Annotated in this window: 18 protein-coding genes; 9 read left to right on the top strand and 9 right to left on the bottom strand. The window is 44.4% G+C overall.

What is annotated here, in order from left to right; all coding sequences use genetic code 11:
- Positions 1–45 precede the first annotated feature (45 nt).
- On the top strand, positions 46–597 hold the full coding sequence (locus ACH59B_RS25055; protein WP_090889164.1) for a TetR/AcrR family transcriptional regulator: 552 nt from the start codon (positions 46–48) through the stop codon (positions 595–597).
- Positions 597–968 (top strand): multidrug efflux SMR transporter, encoded by a 372-nt coding sequence (locus tag ACH59B_RS25050; protein ID WP_016822518.1) that lies wholly within the window; start codon positions 597–599, stop codon positions 966–968. The genes ACH59B_RS25055 and ACH59B_RS25050 overlap by 1 nt, the downstream gene beginning before the upstream one ends.
- A 108-nt stretch (positions 969–1,076) precedes the next feature.
- Here ACH59B_RS25050 and ACH59B_RS25045 read toward each other — a convergent pair whose 3' ends face one another.
- From ACH59B_RS25045 to ACH59B_RS25035, 3 genes are read right to left on the bottom strand one after another with little or no spacing between them, the layout of a single operon-like run.
- Entirely contained in the window at positions 1,077–2,423 is a 1,347-nt protein-coding gene (locus tag ACH59B_RS25045) for a GntP family permease (protein WP_031462501.1), read from the bottom strand.
- 26 nt (positions 2,424–2,449) lie between these two features.
- Positions 2,450–3,988, bottom strand: a complete 1,539-nt coding sequence (gene gntK / locus ACH59B_RS25040) for a gluconokinase (protein ID WP_113050658.1) — start codon at positions 3,986–3,988, stop codon at positions 2,450–2,452.
- On the bottom strand, positions 3,981–4,712 hold the full coding sequence (locus ACH59B_RS25035) for a GntR family transcriptional regulator (protein WP_404302986.1): 732 nt from the start codon (positions 4,710–4,712) through the stop codon (positions 3,981–3,983). The genes gntK and ACH59B_RS25035 overlap by 8 nt, the downstream gene beginning before the upstream one ends.
- A gap of 214 nt (positions 4,713–4,926) precedes the next feature.
- Between ACH59B_RS25035 and ACH59B_RS25030 the strand changes: the two genes are divergently transcribed.
- Both ACH59B_RS25030 and ACH59B_RS25025 read left to right on the top strand, forming a co-directional pair.
- Positions 4,927–6,222 (top strand): GntP family permease, encoded by a 1,296-nt coding sequence (locus tag ACH59B_RS25030; protein WP_013373826.1) that lies wholly within the window; start codon positions 4,927–4,929, stop codon positions 6,220–6,222.
- Positions 6,223–6,243: 21 nt separating this feature from the next.
- On the top strand, positions 6,244–7,389 hold the full coding sequence (locus tag ACH59B_RS25025; RefSeq protein ID WP_019689034.1) for a glycerate kinase: 1,146 nt from the start codon (positions 6,244–6,246) through the stop codon (positions 7,387–7,389).
- Between the two features lie 172 nt (positions 7,390–7,561).
- Here ACH59B_RS25025 and ACH59B_RS25020 read toward each other — a convergent pair whose 3' ends face one another.
- Positions 7,562–8,557, bottom strand: a complete 996-nt coding sequence (locus ACH59B_RS25020) for a sugar diacid recognition domain-containing protein (RefSeq protein WP_019689033.1) — start codon at positions 8,555–8,557, stop codon at positions 7,562–7,564.
- A gap of 277 nt (positions 8,558–8,834) precedes the next feature.
- Positions 8,835–9,953: an RDD family protein gene (locus ACH59B_RS25015; protein ID WP_404302983.1), complete on the bottom strand. Its 1,119-nt coding sequence runs from the start codon at positions 9,951–9,953 to the stop codon at positions 8,835–8,837.
- A gap of 247 nt (positions 9,954–10,200) precedes the next feature.
- Here ACH59B_RS25015 and ACH59B_RS25010 point away from each other — a divergent pair, with 247 nt between their 5' ends.
- Positions 10,201–10,758: a GNAT family N-acetyltransferase gene (locus ACH59B_RS25010; RefSeq protein ID WP_090889300.1), complete on the top strand. Its 558-nt coding sequence runs from the start codon at positions 10,201–10,203 to the stop codon at positions 10,756–10,758.
- On the opposite strand, the gene ACH59B_RS25005 is transcribed toward ACH59B_RS25010, so the two are convergent.
- On the bottom strand, positions 10,739–11,623 hold the full coding sequence (locus ACH59B_RS25005; RefSeq protein WP_404302981.1) for a GNAT family N-acetyltransferase: 885 nt from the start codon (positions 11,621–11,623) through the stop codon (positions 10,739–10,741). The genes ACH59B_RS25010 and ACH59B_RS25005 overlap by 20 nt on opposite strands.
- Positions 11,624–11,785: 162 nt before the next feature.
- Here ACH59B_RS25005 and ACH59B_RS25000 point away from each other — a divergent pair, with 162 nt between their 5' ends.
- Together ACH59B_RS25000 and ACH59B_RS24995 are read left to right on the top strand one after the other, a co-directional pair.
- Positions 11,786–13,738 carry a BglG family transcription antiterminator gene (locus tag ACH59B_RS25000; protein WP_045244766.1) on the top strand — a complete coding sequence of 651 codons (1,953 nt, stop codon included), beginning with the start codon at positions 11,786–11,788 and terminating at the stop codon, positions 13,736–13,738.
- Positions 13,739–13,907: 169 nt separating this feature from the next.
- Positions 13,908–15,905: a fructose-specific PTS transporter subunit EIIC gene (locus tag ACH59B_RS24995; RefSeq protein WP_404302978.1), complete on the top strand. Its 1,998-nt coding sequence runs from the start codon at positions 13,908–13,910 to the stop codon at positions 15,903–15,905.
- Between the two features lie 139 nt (positions 15,906–16,044).
- Here ACH59B_RS24995 and ACH59B_RS24990 read toward each other — a convergent pair whose 3' ends face one another.
- Together ACH59B_RS24990 and ACH59B_RS24985 are read right to left on the bottom strand one after the other, a co-directional pair.
- The gene (locus ACH59B_RS24990) at positions 16,045–16,386 is read right to left on the bottom strand and encodes a DUF3243 domain-containing protein (RefSeq protein ID WP_013373818.1); all 342 of its coding nucleotides are present in this window, start codon (positions 16,384–16,386) and stop codon (positions 16,045–16,047) included.
- Positions 16,387–16,501: 115 nt separating this feature from the next.
- Complete coding sequence (locus tag ACH59B_RS24985; protein ID WP_242211444.1) at positions 16,502–17,416, bottom strand: phosphatidate cytidylyltransferase; 915 nt, start codon at positions 17,414–17,416, stop codon at positions 16,502–16,504.
- A gap of 97 nt (positions 17,417–17,513) precedes the next feature.
- Here ACH59B_RS24985 and ACH59B_RS24980 point away from each other — a divergent pair, with 97 nt between their 5' ends.
- The gene (locus ACH59B_RS24980; RefSeq protein ID WP_016822532.1) at positions 17,514–18,056 is read left to right on the top strand and encodes a hypothetical protein; all 543 of its coding nucleotides are present in this window, start codon (positions 17,514–17,516) and stop codon (positions 18,054–18,056) included.
- Positions 18,057–18,070: 14 nt separating this feature from the next.
- Here ACH59B_RS24980 and ACH59B_RS24975 read toward each other — a convergent pair whose 3' ends face one another.
- Positions 18,071–18,964, bottom strand: coding sequence for a diacylglycerol/lipid kinase family protein (locus ACH59B_RS24975; RefSeq protein WP_404302975.1), 894 nt, complete (start codon positions 18,962–18,964; stop codon positions 18,071–18,073).
- A gap of 148 nt (positions 18,965–19,112) precedes the next feature.
- Between ACH59B_RS24975 and ACH59B_RS24970 the strand changes: the two genes are divergently transcribed.
- Positions 19,113–19,979, top strand: a complete 867-nt coding sequence (locus ACH59B_RS24970; protein ID WP_404302973.1) for an SDR family oxidoreductase — start codon at positions 19,113–19,115, stop codon at positions 19,977–19,979.
- The last annotated feature ends 142 nt before the right edge of the window (positions 19,980–20,121 follow it).

The following is a 20,121-nucleotide window of genomic DNA, read 5'->3' as shown; positions in this document are numbered from 1 at the left end:
AAATAAAACCGTCCGGACGGTATAGTTAAATGGGCGGTGATCAGAATGAACACAACTAAAAAAACATTAAAAATAGAATTAATACTTAAAGCGGCTTCTATGATTGTGCAAGAAGAAGGAGTAGAAAAATTAACGTTAGAAGCGGTGGCTAAGAAAGCGGGAGTAAGTAAGGGAGGATTGCTTTACCATTTTCCGAATAAAGATGAATTGATTCTGGGAATGGTTGAACAGCTATCGACTAGCTTTATCGCCGAATTTAATGAAAGGGCAGAAAACGATACACATTCCCAAGGTAGATGGACTCGCGCTTATATGAATACGTCATTTTCCGGGGATCAGGATGCAAGTGACCTGTATACCGCTCTCTCGGCAGCACAATTTACGAACCCTCACATGCTCAAGCTGCTTCAGGATGAGTATGCGAATATCCAAAATAAAATCGAAAACGACGAATTGGACCCAGTCCGTTCTACGATCGTCCGATTAGCTATAGACGGTTTGTGGTTTGCCGAAATGTTCGGACTCGCTCTTCCCAATGAAGAATTGAAGCAAAAAATTATAGAAGAATTAAAGACATATATAAAGGAGAATGAATGATGGCTTATTTTTTCTTGGCAATCTCTATTGCTAGTGAGCTTATTGGTACTTCAATGCTAAAAGCTTCAGAAGGTTTTACGAGACTGTATCCGACTCTATTCACGATTGTCGCGTTTGTAATCTCTTTCTTCTTTATTTCACTAACCCTCAAGACACTTCCTCTTAATATGACCTATGCCATCTGGTCAGGGGTGGGGGCTGTTGCTACAACGGTGATTTCAGTATTGATCTGGAAGGAGAAAATCAACACAGGAAGTATCGTAGGGATTGCTTTAATTGTTATTGGCGTGGTGGTATTGAACCTATTTGGTGCAGGACATGGTGAGGCAAAAGGAACAACAGAAGCAACCAGTTCAATCGTTCAAAAGTGAAATAAGGTGATATCACTCCAGTTCGTAAATAGGCGGTAGTTCCTCACTTATCGACTTAGAAGATTCTAAGAATGATAAGTGGGAAATCTACCGCCCGGAAATCATGGTTTATACGAATAAACTTAGTATTAAGATGAATCCTAATCCGGCTACAGAAATGATGGTTTCAAGCAATGTCCATGTGGCAAAGGTTTCTTTCATGCTTAAACCAAAATACTCTTTAAACATCCAGAACCCGGCATCGTTAACATGGGAAGCTATTAAGCTACCCGCTCCCGTGGCAAGCACGACTAAAGCAAGATTAACGTCGGATTGTCCTAACATCGGAATCACTAAACCAGCGGTTGTTAAAGCTGCAACAGTTGCAGAACCCAGGGAAATACGTAAGATTGCAGCGATGATCCAGGCTAGCAGAATTGGTGATAATGTAGTTCCATTGAATAAATCGGCTACATAGTCACCTACGCCGCCATTAATCAGTACTTGTTTGAAGGCACCGCCTCCCCCAATGATCAAGAGCATCATTCCAATATGAGTAATAGCCGTTGTACAAGATGCCATTACATCTTTGATTGGAATTTTTCTTGCGATTCCCATGGTGTAGACGGCAACCAGTAAGGAAATCAACATGGAAGTGGATGCATCACCAATAAATCGGATCGCGGCCAGTAAACTATTATCTTCAAACCCCATTGTTTTTTGAAGCAAAGTAATAATCGTAGCAATCGACATTAAGATGACAGGAAGCATTGCCGTAAATACACTGATTCCGAATCCAGGAGTTTCCTCAGACTTAAATACTTTTTGTTCTCCTAAAGAGGCAATATTACCGGTTTTCGTAAATGAGGCAGGTACGAGTTTTTTGGCAAGCTTCGTAAATACAGGGCCAGCCAAAATAACAGTTGGAACAGCAATAATGAAGCCATAGAGTAAAACCTCACCCAGATTCGCGCCATATTCACCAGCAATAACAGTCGGTCCCGGATGTGGAGGTAAGAAACCGTGTGTTACGGATAAAGCAGCGACCATCGGAATACCGAGATATAAGATAGAAACCTTTAATTCTTTTGAAATGGCAAATACAATTGGGATTAATAATACTAACCCTACTTCAAAAAATAACGCAATTCCGATAATGAATGAAGCAGCTACGACCGCCCATTGAATATTTTTTTCACCAAATTTGTCAACGAGGGTCATGGCAATTCTTTGGGCACCACCAGAATCCGCGATCAACTTCCCTAACATCGCTCCGAGTCCAAAGATTAACGCTAAGTGACCCAATGTTCCGCCCAATCCAGCTTCAATGGTTTTAACAATTTCCTCTAATGGCATTCCAAGGGCTAAGGCTACACCGAACGATACAATGATTAAGGAAATGAAGGTGTTTAATTTGAAGCCCATGATTAAAACGAGTAATGCTAAAATTCCAATCCCTACAACGACTAATGGCATTGTAATTACCCCCTGTATTTATCCTTTTAGTGTTTAATTAAGCCTCTTTGGTAATGAGCAATCCGTGTATAATCTTCTTCCAATACTCTGGATAGGTTAATGAAAATCGGTAGCAACTTCCTATATTCCTTGGTTGCTTCTTCTTTGGGTGCATGTTTGTTGGTACTGCCAATCATTTCAGAAACCACTTCAAATGATTGGATTTTTCCAGTGGCATACAAGCCTAAAATACAAGCTCCTAGACAAGAACTTTCGTAGCTTTCTGGAACGACGACTTCAGATGCGAATATATCAGACATCATTTGCCGCCAAACATCTGACCTTGCAAAGCCTCCTGTAGCTTGGATTCGGGTCACGGGACCATCCATGCATTCGGTTAAGGCCAAAAATACGGTGTATAAATTGTAAATGACTCCTTCTAAGGCTGCGCGAATCATATGTTCTTTCTTATGCGACATCGTTAAACCGAAGAATGAGCCACGTACGTCTGGATTCCATAAGGGAGCACGTTCACCAGCTAGGTAGGGATGGAATAACAATCCATCAGACCCTGGCCTTACGCGTTCAGCAATTTTGGTTAACACATCATATGGATCAATTCCTAGTCGTTTCGCTGTTTCTACTTCTGATGAGGCAAGCTCGTCACGAATCCAGCGAAGAACCATCCCGCCATTGTTTACCGGTCCGCCAATGACCCAGTGCTTTTCCGTTAAGGCATAACAAAATATTCTTCCCTTTTCATCTGTTTGCGGCTTGTCTATGATGGTTCGAATGGCACCGCTTGTCCCAATAGTGACGGCAACTTCGCCTTTTCGTATCGCATTGACACCTAGATTAGAGAGAACTCCATCGCTGGCCCCAATGACAAATGGTGTTTGTGGATCGATCCCCATCTTTTTTGCTAAATCTGAATTACAGTCGGTAAATATTTTGGTTGTGGACACGAGCTCAGATAGCTGAGAAGGGGTTATACCCGCAATTTTTAATGCTTCTTCATCCCAATCCAGCTTTTCAAGATTCATCATGCCCATGGCTGAAGCCAGAGAATAATCAACAACATATAAATCAAAGAGTTTTTTGAAAATATATTCTTTAATTCCGATATATTTTTTAACTTTGATAGCGATTTCAGGAAGGTCATTCACAATCCAAGCTATTTTAGTTAAGGGTGACATGGGATGGATGGGTGTTCCTGTTCGTCTGTAGACCTCTTGGCCGTTCAACTCCTCTTTTATTTGATGTGCCCACGCTTCACTGCGATTATCTGCCCAAGTGATACAAGGCGTAAGTGGTTGATCATGTTCATCCATGGCAATGACACTATGCATGGCACTGCTAAATGAAACAAACGATAGTTTTTTTTGTGAGTGATGCTTCATGATATTCGAAGTCGCTTGTAGGACTGCTTGAAAAATCTCCTCAGGATTTTGTTCAGCTGTCGCTATATCTGGTGTATAAAGCGGGTACCCGATATTTTCTTGTTGGATAACTTCGCCTTTTTCACTGAATAAAACGGCTTTCGTACTGGTGGTTCCGATATCTATACCTAACATGTAGTTAGTCATTTTGTGGCACGACTCCTTTGGACAGCAGTTGTTGGGACATCCATAAGTCTTCTACTTTACCTTGAACATCATCAAAGTTTTCATGTAAAGACTTAATCATAAGTTCTCTATCTTTTGCCTGGATTGCTTCAATATAAAGTTCATGATTTGATACAATCCGTGTAAAGTCTTCATACTTTTCATTGAAACGCATACGCATCGACAACAGAATGAGGCTTTCCATCACGGGCTTTAGGTTATTCCAGATCATCAGAATGTATGAATGATTAACTGCACGAATAATCGTTTCATGGAACAAGACATCTTGATATGAAAACTCATCGGCATCACTATATTTGACTGCGACTTTCATCATTTCGAGTATTTTACTAAGTTCCCTTGCTAAATCATGAGTGTCCATCTTTATAAGACGTTCAAATACGAAGGATTCTATAAGTAGACGAACATCATAAATTTCTTCTATTTCTTTCTCTGATAGACCAATAACGACCGCACCCATTCTTTCGAGTCGGATGATATTTTCAGAAGCCAATATTTTTAACGCTTCACGAATGGGTGAGCGACTTACAGCAAAATCAGCAGCTAATTTATTTTCAGATAGTATGGTACCGCTTTCAATTGAGCCGGAAATAATACGCATTCTAAGCTCGGATGTTACACGGTCTCCAGCAGAGGCTTTGAGAAGCCATTTGGAGGGATATAGGAATTCACTGGACAGAACCATAAATTCACCTTCTCATTAATCAAGTATACTTGTATACAAGTATTATAATCTAAAATTTTAAATTTGCAAGCGTATTCATTAAATTGATTTTGTAAGCCTGTTCGAGTCTTTTTGTGCAAATGCACAATCAATTTCGTCTGTTCTTCAATATAATTCACACGCTGCAATCGATATAATGAAAGCGTAATCAAAAATTGCCCGGGGGGTTAGGCAGATGGAAGGGTTAACGATCAGTTGGATAGGAGCTCTAGCAGGGCTGGCTATTGCAATTATTTTGATATTAAGAAAGCTGAATCCGGTTTACGCTTTATTTTTGGGAGCTATTGTAGGCGCTTTATTGGGCGGAGCCAATCTGGAGCAGACGATCAGCGTGCTAATTAGTGGTACGCAGAGCGTGATGGGGACGGTCATTCGTGTGCTCGCGGCAGGTGTATTGGCAGGCGTGATGATGGAGTCTGGGGCAGCGGAGACAATTGCACAGGCTATTGTAAAGAAGTTTGGCGGCAGTAAAGCGATCCTTGCACTAGCGTTAGCGACGATGATTATTACAGCTGTAGGCGTATTTATTCCCGTAGCCGTGCTCATTGTGGCACCTATTGCCTTGTCGGTTGGGAACAAAATGGGGATTTCCAAGCTGGCTCTTCTGCTGGCCTTGTCTGGAGGCGGAAAGGCGGGGAACATTATTTCTCCGAATCCCAATACGATTGCGGCGGCGCGTGGGTTTAATCTGGATTTAAGCCACGTTATGTTGGCGGGTGTGGTGCCTGCGATATGCGGATTAATTATGACTGTTCTGGTGGCGTCTATGTTGAAAAACAAGGGCGTGAAGGTATCCGAACAGGATATTATGGATAGTGATGTCGATACGTCGAAGTACCCAGCATTGGGACGGGCAATTGTAGCCCCGGTGGTAGCCGTTATTTTGCTGATGATTAACCCGATTGGTTCCATCTCTGGCATTGAAGCACTGTCGAACTTCAAGGTCGACGCGATGTACATTTTGCCGATCGCCGGGATTGTAGGTATGCTGGCCATGGGACAAGGGCGCAATATACTGAAATATTCGGCTTCCGGTTTGAATAAAATGACGGCAACCGTGCTCATCTTGATCGGTGCAGGTGGGATTGCGGGTCTGATTTCTGCGTCTAATTTATCTGCTCAGGTAGTTGGCTTGATTGAAGCTTCGGGAGTTTCTGGCACATTTTTGGCACCGCTTGCAGGGATTCTGATGGCGGCCGCCACAGCATCGACTTCAACTGGCGTTATTTTGGCGACTGGCTCGTTTGGGGAAGCCATTCTGAACATGGGGACAGCCCCGTTAGCTGCTGCTGTGATGGTGCATACAGGAGCTACCGTCATTGATTCCTTACCACAGGGAAACTATTTCCACGTTACGGCAGACAGCATGAAAATGAGCATTAAGCAACGGATGGGATTAATCCCTTATGAAGCTATTGTGGGCGGAACTATGGCGATTGTAGCAACAATCATATATGGATTTATACTTTAATATTCACGATGGGGTGACAAAATGAGAGAGAAAACATTTGTACTGGCACCGGACTCTTTTAAAGAAAGCATGACGGCAAAGGAAGTGTGCATCGCAATGGAGAAAGGGCTGCGCAAGGTCTATCCGACAGCCCATTATGTCCACGTTCCGATGGCAGACGGTGGTGAAGGAACAGTGCAGTCACTGGTGGATGCGACAGGCGGGCAGCTTCGTTACATGGAGGTGACAGGACCGCTTGGAGAACCTGTAAAAGCGGCATATGGCTTGCTGGGAGACGGCACCACTGCGGCAATCGAAATGGCATCTGCCAGTGGAATCCATCTGGTTAATAAGGACAATAAAAACCCGTTAAAGACAACAACCTATGGTACGGGTGAGTTAATACGTGAGTGTCTGAACCAGGGAATTCGAAAAATTATCATCGGCATTGGCGGAAGTGCGACGAATGATGGCGGTACAGGTATGGCGGAAGCGCTGGGGGCTAGATTTCTGGATGCGGCAGGCAATACTCTTCCACGCGGCGGCGGCAGTTTGGGCGAGCTGGACAGTATTGATATTTCATCACTGGATGACCGCTTGCAGCAGGTGCAATTGATTGTAGCCTGTGATGTGACAAATCCGTTATGTGGGGAGCATGGGGCATCTCGTGTATTCGGCCCACAAAAAGGGGCAACCCCGGAAATGGTGCAGCAATTGGATGCTAATCTTGCCCATTATGCGGATGTGGTGAAGCAGCAGCTGGGCAAGGATGTGCGCGATCTTCCAGGCGCGGGTGCAGCAGGCGGATTGGGTGCTGGTTTATTGATTTTTACTCAGGCGGCGCTACAAAAGGGCATTGAAATCGTGATTGAATACACTGGCTTAAAGCAGAAGCTAGCCACGGCCGATATCGTATTGACGGGAGAAGGCGGCATTGATTTTCAGACCAAATTCGGTAAAACTCCGTATGGAGTAGCTCAGGCAGCCAAACAATCCGGCAAAAAGGTCATTGCGGTCGCAGGTTATATCGGGGAAGGGATCGACACGCTATACAAGGAAGGAATAGATGCGGTGTTTGGCATCGTGCCGGGAGCCTCGGAGCTGGGTAAGCTGCTGGCCGAAGGGCCACAAAACGTAGAGCGTACGTGCGAGAATATCGCGAGAGTACTTCAAATCAGTGAGAAATGATCGGATTGATAGGCGAGGAACATAAAACGGCATAATATAATTACAATGGAATACGAGCGCTCGCCTGTAATCCCGGTTTTCATTAGCCAATGGAGATTGGCAGAAAAATTCGGGAGTGACGGCGAGCGAAAATAGGATATAATCGCAGCATGATCTGGCGTGATACAGCAGTTCATTGATGCAGCGCCAATAAGCCGTGCGTAAGTTCAATAAGCTGAAGGAGATTCCGGGGATCTTTGCCAGTTAAGGTATGGATGCGCTTCAAGCGGTATTGCAGTGTATTTCGGTGAATGTTTAATTCATCTGCGGTAAAGGAGACACTGCCGTTATGATTAATAAAGCTTCGCAGCGTATCCAGCAAATCCACGGTATCTTCCAGCTTGCTGACCAGGTGGATTGTGTTAGTCAGGTTGGTTTGGCTTAATTTGACCAAGAATTCGACTTCTGCAAAAGAGACAATCTGCACAGGTGGACGCAGAGCTAGTACAACATTCATAGCGGACTTGGCTTGCATATAAACATCGGCAATGCTGTGCTCTTGTCTGCTGATGGCAATCAGCACATCAGGATGGCTGCGTACAAGTGGTTCCAGTAGCTTGGTCGTTGGTTCCTGATTTTGCATCAGGATGAGATAACTGTCTTCCTCCATCCGAAAGGATGGATGCTGCATGAATATATTGGATAATTCGGCGAAATGAGCAGGATCGGAAGGAAGATGCTTTACATATACGGCCGAAGTTTTGAGAAGCAAATCAATGTGATATTGAGCAGCTTCTTTTTTTATTTTTTGGGTATAGGCTCCCTGATGATTTAACAGCATTTCCAGTACAGATTTTTTGCGGTTGGCCTCATGGGCCAAGTGCTCCAAGGAAATACGCTGTTCAATCAGGAGAGACACCGTAGTTTTAACAATGTTGCAAAAAGGACGAACTTCGTCAGGATTGCCTGAAATACCAATGACACCAACTAGCTCATGATGAATGACAATCGGTTCATTGGTTCCTTTTTTCTCGTAATGTCCGTCCTGCCACACTTCAATCATTTTCCCGGTTTCGAGCGCCTGAACAGCCCCTTGGTGAATGGTTCCGATTCGTTCACTCTCGCCGCTGCCAATGATGATGCCTCGTTCATTCATAATATTGATATTGTATGGGATATCCTTCATCATTTTGTCTACGATGTCTTGGGCTTGTCTTTCGGAGAGCGGAAACAGATCAGGATTCCTCCTTTATCTAGTGATGTAAGGTGTTTTACTGTATCACATTAATTGAAAGGGCTTTCAATTTGTTGTGCATCTGAACAATATAATAAAACAGGGCGCCGAACATGTCAGCCTATTTTATCATAGATATCAAGAATAGTTGTATGCGAAAAAACAGGGCTCCAAGGAGCACCTGTCTTTTGCGTCTTATTCTTTCATTATTCGTCCTGGTCCGTCACGATGTCTAAGGTCGAACCTCACGAAAGCTATAGGTAATATCATGAATTTCTTTCTTTAAACGGCTATATTTTGATGCAGGCGTATACCCGATGATCTGGTAGAAATTATTTTCAGTCTCAATAATGGCTACATGGGTGACATAATGGTTTATATCTTTCTGTCCTTTAATCGTGAACTGAGTGGCTGGATATCCTTGAATCGTGGTGTTGGATGAAGGTCCTACTGTAGAGAGATTAAACTCTTTGGTCATGTTGTTTTGAATTTTCTTTGTGTAGTACTGGCGCGTTACATTACCCAATTTCTCTTTCGAATTGGATCGTACGATAACAGACTTTTCAATGTAGGGATTGAATATTGCAATATCTGCTTTTCCTTCCCGGTCCGGGTCTGTCGACCAGTCTAGTGGGGCAGAAATCTGAAAATGTCCATCTCTACTTACAAAGCTCTGCTCCTGCTTGCTTACCGGAGCTTCATTGGACTTGTAACTGTTTGCCAGTACAAAAATAGCATTTACAAACGAGGCTCCCAAGATCACCATTGCGGTAAAAAATATGAAGAGCGACCGTCTCATTGTCTTTTTGCTAATCGGCTCCAAGTCCCGCACCTTTACCACATATGTACCTGCAGCTAAATCACCAATTCGTTGTCTAGAGGCAGTTACTAACACGCTGATACCAGCAGGTAGTGAACCCATTAGCAATGGATTGGTGTCTATTAACCTGAGCAGCGTACGAATGAGTGATTTAAGAAAACCAGGAGGTCTTCCTTCTCCGTTAACCACCTTAATACGAAAAACGAATTTGCCAAGCGTATAGCCTGTGTAACCCTCCAAGAGCAAATAATAGCAGAAGAAAGCTATAATCAGAATGCAACGGGAAGCAATCGCTAAGGGCAACAACCATCTGTCTGTTATCTGAATGACCGAGATAAAGAAACAAATATACCCGATTATAAAAAATATAAAATCAAAAAGGGTTGCTCCCCAACGTCTAAACAAAATAGACGAACCGTAGGTTTTTGATATTTCGGCCATTCTGTTTGTTTCCCCATAGTTTTGCCCATGCCGAATGTACTTCTCTCTTACTGCTACTTGTGAATTCTGTGGTATGTGCTGGTCTTCCAAATCGTACACCTCATTTTAATAATCCATAATTTAAAAACACACTCCTTATATAACGGTCTTTTTATCATCCATGATTAGGAAAACATTCTATAAACAAAGAACTAATTATAAATATTCCTTTAGAGGTATTCTTTCATTTACTTTATAATTGGAAGAAGCAAGTAATGATCATCGAATATTGAACTTAGCGGCATAGGTATGCAAGGAAAAGCTTGCGAAAGTGAACAACGGAGAAGGCGGTGAGAATATGAAACGTGAGTTTCCGGTTATAACAACCGAACGTCTTGTATTACGAAAAATGGTAGCGACGGACAGCAAGGATATGTTGGAATACTTTTCAGATGAGCAGGTGATGAAGTTTTACGGGCTGAGCCCATTTGAGTCTGAACAGGAGGCACTGGATGAGATCCGTTGGTATGATCGGATTTTGGAGACAGATCAGGGAATCCGCTGGGCTCTTCAAACGAAGGAAGGTAAAATCATCGGTTCTTGCGGATTTCATAACTGGGATCAACGTCATCACCGAGCAGAAATGGGTTATGAATTGTCCAGAGCCTATTGGGGCAAAGGGTTAATGTCAGAGGTACTTGCAGCTGTAATCGACTATGGATTTCATACCCTACCGTTGAACCGCATTCAGGCGCTAGTAGAGCCGGAGAATACACAATCCTTGCGTTTGCTTGAAAAAGCAGGCTTTCGGCAGGAAGGAATCCTGTCCCAGTATGAATTTACGTCCGGGAAATATGATGATCTTTGCATGTGCGCACTCGTTAAATCAGAATATATCAATCGTTCTCAGAAATGAGAGAAGTAGTTGGATCAAGGGGTATACACATTTCATATTGCTCAATAGGGTCCTTCGAGAAGCCTGTTTTTTGGATAAAGCCTTCAAGAGAGTGATTGTCGGACAGGCAGATATATACCTTCTCGATCTTTTGGGTTTCTGCCGCTTTATGAAGTAGGGTACGTCCAAGGCCTTGGTTTCGATGTTTGGGATCGACCCAAAGAAAGTTGATTTTACCTTGAGCACTCATAGCAATCATACCGACTCGGGTTTGATTCACCGCATAGATGCCGAGAAAAACTTCCTGTGTGCTGTTAGCGTAATAAGGTGTGTCACTTTGCCAATGGATGTGACAGTCGGTGAGGATTTTACGAAAAGCTGCAATATCATCAAGTGTTAGTTTCTTAAACATGTACGGTGATGAGGGAGCGGGAGAGATTGATGGGACAGTACCGTTGTAGTATTTTAGCGTATAGCGTACCTCATAGCCGTGCTTTTTATAGAACTGGACAGCCCGATCATTATCCGTAATGACTTCGAGCCATAGCTGCTGACAGTTCTCGGAGATGGCCGTTTGTTTATGCAATTCGAGCAACCTGTTGCTAATACCCTGGCCACGGTAAGCTGGACCGATGCATAGCGTGCCGCAACGCATGGTCTTATACCCGTCAAACTGCCGGATACCGCCTAGAATCAAGCCAATTGGCTGATCTTCATCCATGGCAAGGAAAGAGTGGCTCCGTGAATTACCCTCCGGACCGAAAAAACGTGCCGCGAAATCGTCTTGTTCCATGGTCAGGCGAATGGAATAGTCTGAGAATCCGAGCGAAAATGCCTGGAAAATGTGCTCCATGCTGACTTCATTGCATCTCAAATAGGTGATCACTGTTCTTCCTCCTGAAAATCCAGTATATTGGGATTGTCTTATTATACACTCCGTATGTTGCTGTAGGGTTACAATGAGTATATCGATAAGCTAATATAAGGCTAACAAAATATAACCCGGTATGCCTGGACATTCTTTATTGTTGGAAGATAGGAGATTGGAATGAACAAAAGGCAAGTAGAAATTTTCCGCAAGTTGTTAACTGAATCGAACCGACTGTGGTTAGTGCAGGATCTGGCCGATCAAACGGATTGCTCAGAAAAGACGATTCGAAACGATCTAAAAGTAATTGAAGAATATCTAGTCAAGCACTCCAATGCCAATCTGGTGAGAAGACCGGGACGTGGCATTTATTTGGAGATCAGTGAAGCGGAGCAGGCTGATTTATTTCACCGGCTGTATGCAGGCGATAGTACAGCCCAGCATGAATCGGATGAGGAGAGGGTGCTGCATCTCGCCTATCGGCTCTTGATGGATGCCAAGCCTGTAACGATACAAGATCTGGCCTCTCAGTATTATGTGAACAAGACGGTGATCCGTAGAGATATGGAAAAGATTGATGACTGGCTGCACAGCTTTGATCTTGCCTTGATTACCAAGCAGCGCGTAGGCTTGACCATTCAAGGCACTGAGAAAAACAAGCGGATCGCTTTGGCGCGGATGAATCAGCTGATTGATAGTCCTGAGTTGACGGGACAGATGATGCGCAAGCAGTTTGAGCCACACGAGATTGCCACCATCCATCATGAATTAAAAGTATTTCAAAAGCATCATGAACTCAGCTTTACGGATGAAGCCTTTGAGGGTCTCATGCTCCATATTCTCTTAATGGTCAAACGAACCAAGCTGGGACAGCCCATTTCTCTCTCCGAACAAGACATTGCCTTTTTGCAGGAGAAGGTTGAGTTTACATGGGCTACTGCGTTTTTACGGCAGCTGCAAAAGCTGTTCTCCGTACCTTTTTCCAAGGAAGAAACGGCCTATCTAACCCTGCATTTGTTGGGTGGAAAGTTTCGTTATCAGCAGGAGGATAGCAAGGGGAAACACAGCGATCTGGCAGACAGCCATCCGCTTTTGCCTAAACTGATTGAGCAGTTAGTCCGGCGGATGTCGGAGCTGAATATGATTGACTTTTCCAAGGATAAGATGTTGCTGAAAGGGTTGAAAGTCCATTTATATACGACCCTGAATCGGCTTCAATATGGGTTGACGGTGTCTAATCCTATGCTGACTGAGATCAAGAAGATGTACCCTTACATGTTCGACCGGGTTATTATTACGCTGGAAGAGGTAGGGAATTTGGTTCGGTTATCGTTCCCCGAGGAGGAAGCGGCGTATTTAACGCTACATTTTCAGGCTTCTGTGGAGCGACTTCACCAGAAAGAAAGTCATCCTCAGAGGGCCATTATCGTGTGTCACATGGGCATTGGTATGTCCCAGCTATTGCGCACAAAGGTGGAACGTAAGTTTCCGGCTGTACATGTGGAGACAACTCTTTCGAAGGCAGAAGTCCAGGACTATCTGGCAACCCGGGAGTTGGATCTGATCATTACAACCGTGGATCTTCCAGAGCTTAGTGTTCCGCATATTCTCGTCTCTCCATTGCTAGATGCCAAGGATGAGCGTCAACTGGAGCAAGTGATCAGACGAATGGATGAGCCGGAACCTAGAGTCGCAGATGAATCTGTATTTTTTAAGTACACAACACCTTTTTTAGTCTTTCCCCAGCAAGAAGTGCAGCGTCCCGAACAATTGATTTCCAAGCTGGCGCAAATACTGGAGGACAAAGGATATGTGGAAACAGGTTATGTGGACAGTGTATTGGCGCGAGAGAAAATGTCGGCTACGACGATCGGGGGAGGCATAGCCATCCCGCATGGCGGCTCAGAGTGGATAAGGCAGTCAGCCATTGTAGTCGCTACTTTAAAGAAGCCACTTACTTGGGGAACCGAGAAAGTGGAGCTTGTGTTCTTGCTTGCGGTAAAACAGGATGGGCGGGAAGAAATGCGGCAGTTATTTAAGGAGTTGTCCCTAATCAGTGAGCAGCCAGCTCTAGTTCATGCTTTATCCAAGGAGACCGATGCGATGAGACTATTAGGGAAGCTAAAGGGATAAACTAAATTAAAAGCCATGCTTTGGAACAGGACTTATAGATAAGTCCTGTTTTTTTGTCCGTATTATTCTATTTTTCCGAAAGTTCCGGTAAAAAGTTCGCCCGATAACAGCAAAAAAGGCGGTTATACTATCAATGTAAGCGGAAACATCAGAGAGAAGGGGAATGACTATGAAGATATTAGCGATTACCTCATGTCCTAACGGAATTGCACATACGTATATGGCAGCTGAGAATCTGCAAAAGGCAGCAGCCAAGCTGGGTATCGAGATGAAGGTCGAGACACAAGGCTCCATTGGAGTAGAAAATCAACTAACGGAGCAGGAGATCCGTGAAGCGGATGGCATTATTATTGCAGCGGATAAGACGGTGGTCAAAGACCGCTTCGTCGGCAAGAAATTGCTGGTCGTTGGAGTACAAGATGGGATTCGCCGTCCGGAAGAATTGATCCAGCGGGTGATGAAGGGGAATGTGCCTGTGTACCAGGCAGAGTCACGTGCCTCCGAAGCTAGCTCACAGGAGAATAAACCGAAGCAAAATCCTATCTACCGCCACTTGATGAATGGTGTATCCTATATGGTGCCCTTTATCGTCATTGGGGGATTGCTCATTGCCATTGCATTGACGATTGGTGGTGAGAAGACACCAGGCGGTCTGGTTATACCGGACGGTTCATTTTGGAAGACGGTTCAGGATATCGGTTCGGCTTCGTTTACCTTTATGATACCCATCCTCGCTGGATTCATCGCGATGAGTATTGCGGATAGACCGGGGCTTGCACCGGGTATGGTTGGCGGATTCATTGCTGCGAACGGCAGTTTTTATGGAAGTGAGGCGGGAGCCGGATTTATCGGCGGAATTATCGCTGGTTTCCTGGCGGGTTATGTTGCACTGGGTATTCGGAAAATGAAGGTTGGGCGAGCGTTACAGCCGATCATGCCTATTATTATTATCCCTGTGTTGTCATCTTTAATTGTAGGATTAATCTTTGTCTTTATCATCGGTTCTCCAGTCGCACAATTGTTTGAAGCTTTAACGGGTTGGCTTGCAGGTATGCAAGGTACAAGTTCAATTTTATTGGCACTGATTTTAGGTGCTATGATCTCCTTCGATATGGGTGGTCCAGTCAATAAAGTAGCATTTTTATTCGGCTCGGCCATGATTGGTGAAGGAAATTACGAAATTATGGGACCGATCGCCGTTGCGATTTGTATTCCACCGATTGGAATGGGACTTGCAGCAATGATCAACAAGCGTAAATTTGCACCAGCAGAACGCGAAGCTGGGAAAGCGACATTCACGATGGGATTATTCGGTATTACTGAAGGAGCGATTCCCTTCGCTGCACAAGATCCATTGCGTGTTATTCCTAGTATCATGGCAGGATCTATGGTCGGTTCAGTCATTGCGATGTTGGGAAATGTAGGAGATAAGGTAGCTCATGGTGGACCGATTGTAGCCATTCTTGGTGCAGTGGACAATGTATTGATGTTCTTCATTGCCGTTATTGTCGGCGCAGCTGTGTCGGTCATCCTGGTGAGTCTGCTGAAAAGGGATATTGCAACTGCAAATCCGGCTGTTGCTGGAGAAGAGACATCTGGAAATTCTGCCGCAGTAACGGAACAATCTACGATGACTACGACTGCCGCCGAGTCATCAGCTTCAGCGATTGCATATAACGAGCCCGAGGTATCTTCGCAAGCCATTCACATTGAGAAGTTGACAGATATTGTAACGATGGATCTGATTGATCTGGATCTGGAAGGAACGACACAGGATGCCGTGATTGATGAAATGATCGGAACACTTGAGAGAAATGGAGCCGTAAGTTCTGCCAGTGGTTTTAAACAGGCCATATTGGACCGAGAGAAGGAAAGCTCCACAGGCATTGGAATGAATATTGCCATCCCTCACGGTAAATCGGAAGCTGTACTGAAGCCAAGCGTGGTCTTTGGATTGAAGCGGAGCGGAGTGGACTGGAAAAGCTTGGACGGCAGTGAAGCGAAACTAATCTTCATGATTGCTGTTCCGCGTAATAGCAAGGACAATGCACATCTGAAGGTGCTGCAAATGCTGTCTCGTAAGCTGATGGACGATCATTTCAGAGAAGCACTTCTGGCGGTTACTACCAAGGAAGATGCATATGAATTGTTGTCCCAGGTACATTAATTCCATACGCTAAGCAGAACATATTGTAATCCCTAACGGAACGCGCTGCAACGATAGTAAACGCAAAAGCAGTCTATCCTCATTTAAGGATAGACTGCTCTTTTATAGTAAAATATTATTCTTCATCAATTAAATATTTCTACGAGGATTGAGCCACGCGTACGAGCATATGAGCAAGCGCGTGCTGCTGCTCTTTGTCCCCTACCTTCCACAATTCCTGAAGAAGCTTCTCCTCGCTATTGCGCGGTTCTTCCTTGGCTGCCAGATAGCCTGCGATCTTCTCAGCTGCTTTTGCCATCACTTCTTCATTCAAGCCGATTTTTTGAGCCATTTCAATTTTGTCGCTCAAATAACTTTTGAATGAATCAAAGCTGCCCAAAATGTCATCCTTTTTGCTGTCGTCTATCCGATTTAACGCGTCATCTACTTTGTTCAGTGCCACTTCGCCTTCCTTATTTACAACATGATTGTGCTCTGCCATTTCTAACGCCTCCTCAAGATTGTTTTCTAGGATAAGGACTGCTTGCGGTACAGTAGTACTTACCCCGGCTCACTAAAATGAAAACGGTGAGAAGCGGAGTGCAGGGAGACAATTGCTACATAAAGTCGAAAAAATAACGAATTACGTGAAAAAAGACGGGCGAGGTGTAGGTCAAGCTATCCACCCGGCTTAAGTAGCTTTTTTTCAAAGCATCGAACTTATCATCATCACCGATTAATAAATCTCGCTTCAGCACGGAAACCGTTAAGCTCCCGAAGAAACCGCTCAAGCTAATCAACATGCCGAAAATAATCCCAAATTTCAGATCAAACGGCGTCAGGTACGGATGGATTAGATAGGAAGCCGCTATGGTTACGGGAAAAGCGAATGCAAAGCCTTCCCAAGTGATATTGGGATTGGATGTCGGGACGATTTTCCGCTTGCCGAAATAGAGCGATGCCAGATAATGTGCGACATCATTGAGTTGTGTCAGTACCACTAGAAAAAGTACAAGTTTCGCTCCGTATTGCGGCGTAGCAAACTGAAAATATGCCAGGTGACTCAGTCCAAAAACCATCAGCATGAGTCCCCATTGAGTCGAGCTGACACTGCGCAAGAAACCAACGGTTCCTTTATTGATCAATCGAGGGAGCGGCAGCAGCAAGAATACATAGATAGGGATAAAGACAATAAACATTCCATACCACCCGATATAAATCCAATAAAACTGTACAGGAATCGCCAAGTATGCCCATAAAAATAACCTGCGGTCAGCTTTTCTAGATCTAATCATGGAGAAGTATTCTTTTAACGCAAAGAAAGTAAGCACCATCAAGGAAAGCAGTGAAACGATCGGATTGAAAAGTGTTGCCAGGCAAAAGATAAAGAACATGCCCCACCAGGTCTTAATGCGAAGCCCAATAGCTGCATAGTCTTTGTTTGGCTGTGTTTTGGCTACCACTATATAAATCAGATGGATGATTAATAAGGCTATACAAATGAGGGTTAACGTGAATAACGAGCTGTCCATTGCGACTCACCAACTTATAGCAAAATAGGATTCCATGAAGGGGGTCCTATGTTATTATGAAGGAATAATTCAAACTTGATAAGGGGAAATTTCGTAAATGGTAGCTGATCAGTCCGTTTTTATCTTGCTTACGAATACGGGAACGTTTCTTACGAGAGTTATTAAAAGCTATACAAGAGCGCCATACAATCACGCCTCCATTTCCTTCGACCGAGAACTTTCGGAGTTATACAGCTTCGGGAGAAAGACCCCCAGTAACCCTCTGGATGGTGGTTTCGTGAAAGAGGATATTAAAACAGGTACATACAGCAGATTTCCGAATACAACATGTGTTATCTACGAGCTTCAAGTAACCAATCGCGAAGTCGAAAAAATGAAGAGAGTTCTACACGTTTTTATCCGAAGCCGACAAAAATATATGTATAACTTACTGGGCTTGATTGGCGTTGCACTCAAAGAACCAGTCGAGTTCAGTAATTCTTATTTTTGTTCGCAATTCGTCGCGGAAATTTTACAGCGATCCGGCATAAAAATATGGAACAAGTTGCCTGCCCTTATCACACCAGACGATTTTCGGCAAAGTGACCGATTCCATTTGATCTACGAAGGAAAATTGAGCGAGTATGAGCCTCAAGCCTGAGGATAAGCACCGTATTACTCAGACTCCTCAGGCACAATCACCTCGATATGACGCGGTAGAATACGAACCTCAATAGGCAAAGACGGTCCTTCCTCACCATCTACATTCGTACTGACCGATTCTGCGGAGCTGACACTTACATGCTTTGCGGTAAAGTAAACGACGTCTTTATGATCCTTCAAGTTGCCTAAAAATAAGGATATACTGGCTGTCACCGTATTCAATATATTGAGGTTTTTGAAAATAAAGCAGTGAAGCAGGCCATCATCAACTGCTGCCCCGGGCACCAGTTTCTCAAATCCGCCAACTGAGTTGGTTAAAGCAGCAAGAAAGAGTGGGGATTCGCCTTCCCAAGTCTTGTCATCATAGCGAACGATTAGCGGATGGGCAGGATGGTTGATCAGTTCTTTCATACCTTCTTTAATGTAGGCAAATGTGCCAAACATGGATTTATCGTCTGACGACACAGCGGATAGCGATTCGGCAAGCGAGCCAGTGGCAACAACATTTGCAAACACTCGACCGTTTAAGAGGCCCATATCTACGGCTTTCACGCGAGCAGAAGTGAGTGTACGGATCGCCAGTTCGGGACTTAGCGGAATTTGTAAGGCACGGGCAAAATCATTGACCGTCCCAAGAGGGATGACCCCCAGTTTTGGACGATGGTCTTGATCCATGAAACCATTAATGGTTTCGTGGAGCGTGCCATCTCCACCGAGGGAAACGACTAGATCATAAGTTTCCTGACAAGCAGTGACGCAAAAACGGGTGGCATCAAGTTCTCGTGCCGTCTCTTCGACTGTAACAGCGTATCCTTGCTCACGTAGAATTTCTTCTACGTTTCTGACATGTTGGAGGGACTCCTCTTTGCCGGAAGAGGGATTTACAATGACCATAGCTTTCTTCATACACATATTCCTCTCTTTGTGGAAGGTCTGGGTTACCAGGGTTACCAACCCTTACCCGTAAAGCATACCTTTAGACTCTAAATTAGACATGTATAATATTTTTAGTTACTATATAAAAGTAAATAAAAATATGAATGGAGGATTTCGTATGAAAATCGCATTAACAGGAGCAACGGGGCAGCTGGGGGCCATTGTGGTAGATACATTGCTTGCATCCGTCCCGGCAAAAGACCTTATTGTTAGCGTAAGAAATCCGGAAAAAGCAGAGGGGTTACGTAATCGTGGCGTTGACGTTCGTCATGGCGATTTTGACAAGCCAGAAACGCTGGATCAGGCATTTGCTGGTGTAGATCGATTGTTGATTATATCCGCAGACGGGGATAATGACACTAGAATTCGTCAGCATAAAGCGGCTGTTGATGCTGCTGTGCGTGCGGGAGTAGGCTTCATCGCGTATACCAGTGCGGCCAATGCCGCTGACAGCACTCTATTCCTTGCACCTGTACATCGTATTACGGAGGAGTTCATACGTGAGTCGGGTATTCCTTATTCCTTCTTGCGTAATAATTGGTATCTTGAGAATGAAGCAGGCACGATCCAATCCGTACTCGCGGGAGCTCCATGGTTAACCTCGGCAGGGTCCGGTAAAGTAGGTTGGGCAACCCGTGCTGATTACGCGGAAGCGGCTGCAGCCGTGTTGTCTGGCGAAGGGCATGAGAATACCATATACGAGCTCTCCGGTAAGCCGATAACCCAAGAAGAGTTTGCGACTATACTTGCTGAGGTCCTGGGTAAGGACGTTCCTGTACAGCAGGTGGACGATGCTGCGTATGCCGAGATTATGCTCGGTGCGGGAGTACCGGAAGGTGCCATCCCTATTGTGGTAGGCATTCAACAGGCGATTCGCGAAGGAGCCTTGGATGTCGCAAGCAACGACTTAGAGAAGCTGTTGAATCGTTCCCTTACACCGCTTAACCAAGGGATTAGTGAACTAGTCAAGCAAATTCAAGCATAATAACCGTACTGTCAAAAACGGATGCTACCTAGGAAGGTTAGCATCTGTTTAGTTACATTCATAAGTGGAACCGCGACTGATTATCCAATATACTTGTAGGGAACTCCAAGGTAGGCTTGGAATAGAAATAATATATGAATGG

It is taken from the genome of Paenibacillus sp. DP01, from assembly GCF_044784315.1.
Taxonomy (GTDB): domain Bacteria; phylum Bacillota; class Bacilli; order Paenibacillales; family Paenibacillaceae; genus Paenibacillus; species Paenibacillus polymyxa.
Note: the sequence above shows the minus strand (reverse complement) of the source record. Positions and strands in the feature narration are given on the sequence as shown.